This is a genomic window from Kocuria sp. CPCC 204721 (assembly GCF_040980945.1).
Classification (GTDB): domain Bacteria; phylum Actinomycetota; class Actinomycetes; order Actinomycetales; family Micrococcaceae; genus Kocuria; species Kocuria marina.
Genome location: NZ_JAVKPO010000034.1, coordinates 1 through 2,655, shown reverse-complemented (window position 1 = coordinate 2,655; position 2,655 = coordinate 1). Strand labels below are relative to the sequence as shown.

At 65.5% G+C, this 2,655-nt stretch carries 2 protein-coding genes and 2 pseudogenes; 1 reads left to right on the top strand and 3 read right to left on the bottom strand.

All coding sequences use genetic code 11. The features are described from left to right. Nucleotides 1-161 precede the first annotated feature (161 nt). Nucleotides 162-782 (top strand): helix-turn-helix domain-containing protein, encoded by a 621-nt coding sequence (locus tag RF637_RS13695; RefSeq protein ID WP_368845115.1) that lies wholly within the window; start codon nucleotides 162-164, stop codon nucleotides 780-782. Between the two features lie 145 nt (nucleotides 783-927). On the opposite strand, the pseudogene RF637_RS13690 reads toward RF637_RS13695, so the two are convergent. The 3 genes and pseudogenes from RF637_RS13690 to RF637_RS13680 form a co-directional block, all read right to left on the bottom strand. Beyond that, a pseudogene (locus RF637_RS13690) lies at nucleotides 928-1,155 on the bottom strand (integrase core domain-containing protein); the annotation flags it as partial. A gap of 16 nt (nucleotides 1,156-1,171) precedes the next feature. After that, on the bottom strand, nucleotides 1,172-2,242 hold the full coding sequence (locus RF637_RS13685) for an IS110 family transposase (RefSeq protein WP_119933844.1): 1,071 nt from the start codon (nucleotides 2,240-2,242) through the stop codon (nucleotides 1,172-1,174). 261 nt (nucleotides 2,243-2,503) lie between these two features. Further along, nucleotides 2,504-2,655: pseudogene (locus RF637_RS13680) on the bottom strand (IS3 family transposase); the annotation flags it as partial.

The window sequence follows — 2,655 nt, the reverse complement described above, 5'->3', positions numbered from 1 at the left end:
TCGACCCTCACCCCGACACCGACGCGCCGCCCCAGGTCGCACCACAGCTACACCCTCATCTGTGAAGAGCCACATATTGGTGGAGCTGAAGGTGTGTAGGTTCAGGACATCGTTCATAGGTGAGTCGGGACATCGTTCATAGTGGTCCGTGACGATGAGGGATGTCTAAAGCGCGTCTGATTGTTCTGGCCGTCACGCAGCGGCAGCAAACGCAGGCCGAGGTCGCCCGCCGCTACCGGGTGTCCTGGCGATGGGTCCACGAACTGATCCGACGATACGAACAGGGCGGTTGGGACGCGATCGAGCCCCGAAGTCGGCGCCCCCGCAGCAACAGTGCCGCCACCGCCGAACCCGTGCGAGCCCGCATCCTGGCCCTGCGTCGCGTCCTCACGGACTCCGGACTGGACGCTGGCCCGGTCACCATCGCCTGGCACCTCGAACACGAACACCCGCGCGCCCCGTCGACCTCCACGATCCGCCGGATCCTGCACAAAGCAGACCTGATCACCCCAGAACCGAAGAAGCGCCCCAAAAGCAGCATCCACCGGTTCGAAGCAGACCAACCCAACGGAACCTGGCAATCCGATTTTCCCCCGCAAGCGGGAGGTGCCCCCACCACTGGCCGCTGGCCGACGGCAGCGACGTCGAGATCCTCAACTGGCTCGACGACCACTCCCGGCTACTGCTCTCCGCCACCGCCCACCGCCGCGTCACCGCCGCACTTGTCGTGGACAGCTTCACCACGAACATCACCACCTACGGGCCACCAGCCTCCACCCTGACCGATAACGGGCTCGTCTTCACCACCTGCTCCCGCGGCGCCCGCAACGCCTTCGAATATTTGCTGGCCCCCCTGGGCATCGAGCAAAAGAACGGCCAACCCTTCCACCCCCAGGCCCATGAACCGTCCCAGGTTCTCGGCCGCTTCTATGCGGGGAGCGGCTCTGGGTTGAGGGCCGCGTAGTAGGCCGCCTCGAACTCGTCGGGGCTGACCATTCCGAGGCTACCGTGGAGCCTGCGGTGGTTGTACCAGTCGACCCACCCAGCTGTCGCGAACTCGACGTCCGCGATCGTCTTGTAGGGGCCGTCGTGGAAGATGGTGGTGCGGACGCATTCGGCCTTGTAGACGCCGTTGATCGTCTCCATCAGGGCGTTGACGCTCCTATAGTTGTCAACTCGCGATTTCGCCGGTGCGGGGGTTGACCTTGATGAGGTGGTAGACCTCGCGGATGACGTAGCGCTTCAGGCAGCGGATGATGTCGCGCTTGCTCTTGCCTTCAGCGGTCCGACGGGCGACGTAGGCGATGGTCGGCTCGTGGAACCTCATCCGGACGATCACGGTGCGGTAGATCGCGGCGTTCAGCTGCCGGTGCCCGCCGTGGTTGATGCGGTGTCGGCCGCTGGTCATCCCGGACCCGGTCGGGACGGGGCTGATGCCGGCGAGCTTCGCGAATGCGGCTTCGGAGTGGATCCGTTCGGGGTTGTCGCCGGCGACGATCAGGATCTCTGCTGCGGTATCGACGCCGATCCCGAACTGCTCCAGCAGTTGCGGTGCGGTGCGATTGACGAGCGCCTCGATCGATGCCCGGAGTTCCTGGGCTTCGCTGTCCAGGTGCTGCCATCGGCGGGCCAGCGAGCGCAGGGCATGGCGGAGAGAGTCTGAGGGCGTCTCGAGGTTCCGAGGGCGCAGTGCTGCGAGGTGGCGGGCGAGCTTGATCGGTGTCATCCGGTTCGTCTCCCGGCGCAGCGTGTCGTCGGCGTGGACGAGCATCGCCTTCATCGAGATCATCGCGGCGGAGCGGTCGGTGACGGCTGAATCGTGCGCGATCTTGAGCTGCCTGATCATCTCGACGCTGCTGTCCGCGGTTTTCGGGATGACTGTCGCGAAGCCGGCGAGTACGGAGCGGGCGGCGTTCTCCGCGTCGAGGGTGTCGGACTTCCCGTTCATGCGCCGCTGGCGGCGGTCAGGGCGTCCTGCTTCGACGACCTTGTGTCCATGGCGACGCAGGAAGGAAGTCAGCGTCGCTCCGTAGGAGCCGGTGCCCTCGATGCCGAACGCGAGGACCTTCCCGAACGAGTCCGCCCAGGCGAGAAGCTGTTTGAAACCGCCGGTATCGGTGGGGACGGTGAGGGTAGCGAGGATGCCGCCGATGGTGTCGAGCACGGCGGCGACGTGGATGTGCTTATGGGTATCGACGCCGATGACGACGTGCCCGGAGTGGACGGTTTCGAGAGTGCTCATGGCGCCTGTCTCCCTTGACGGTTAGCGTGGTCTCACGCTGTCGCCGGCGGGTGGACAAGACTGTCACGGGGACGCTCTCGACATGCTGCTCCAGGCTCCTATTAGGTCACGCCCGATCCGGCGGCAGTGCTTGCTGCGTGCCCGGCCGGACGGTCGACAGATCAACGCAAAGGCACCCTGCGGGCCAATCGTAAGCAAGGGTCAGACCGCGTCGGCCGGGACTCCCCAATCCTTGCGGAACCGGGTAGAAAGAGGCTGACAGTCGTACGCGTCGCCGATGCTTCCGATCGAGGGTGCGATCTGCTCGAGCGCGAGGTGATCGGTCAGCACTACGGATGTGTATTGGGATCCGGCGTCGGAGTGATGCCGGAGCTGGCCGGGACCGACGGGATGCCCGTCCCGGTCACGCCGCC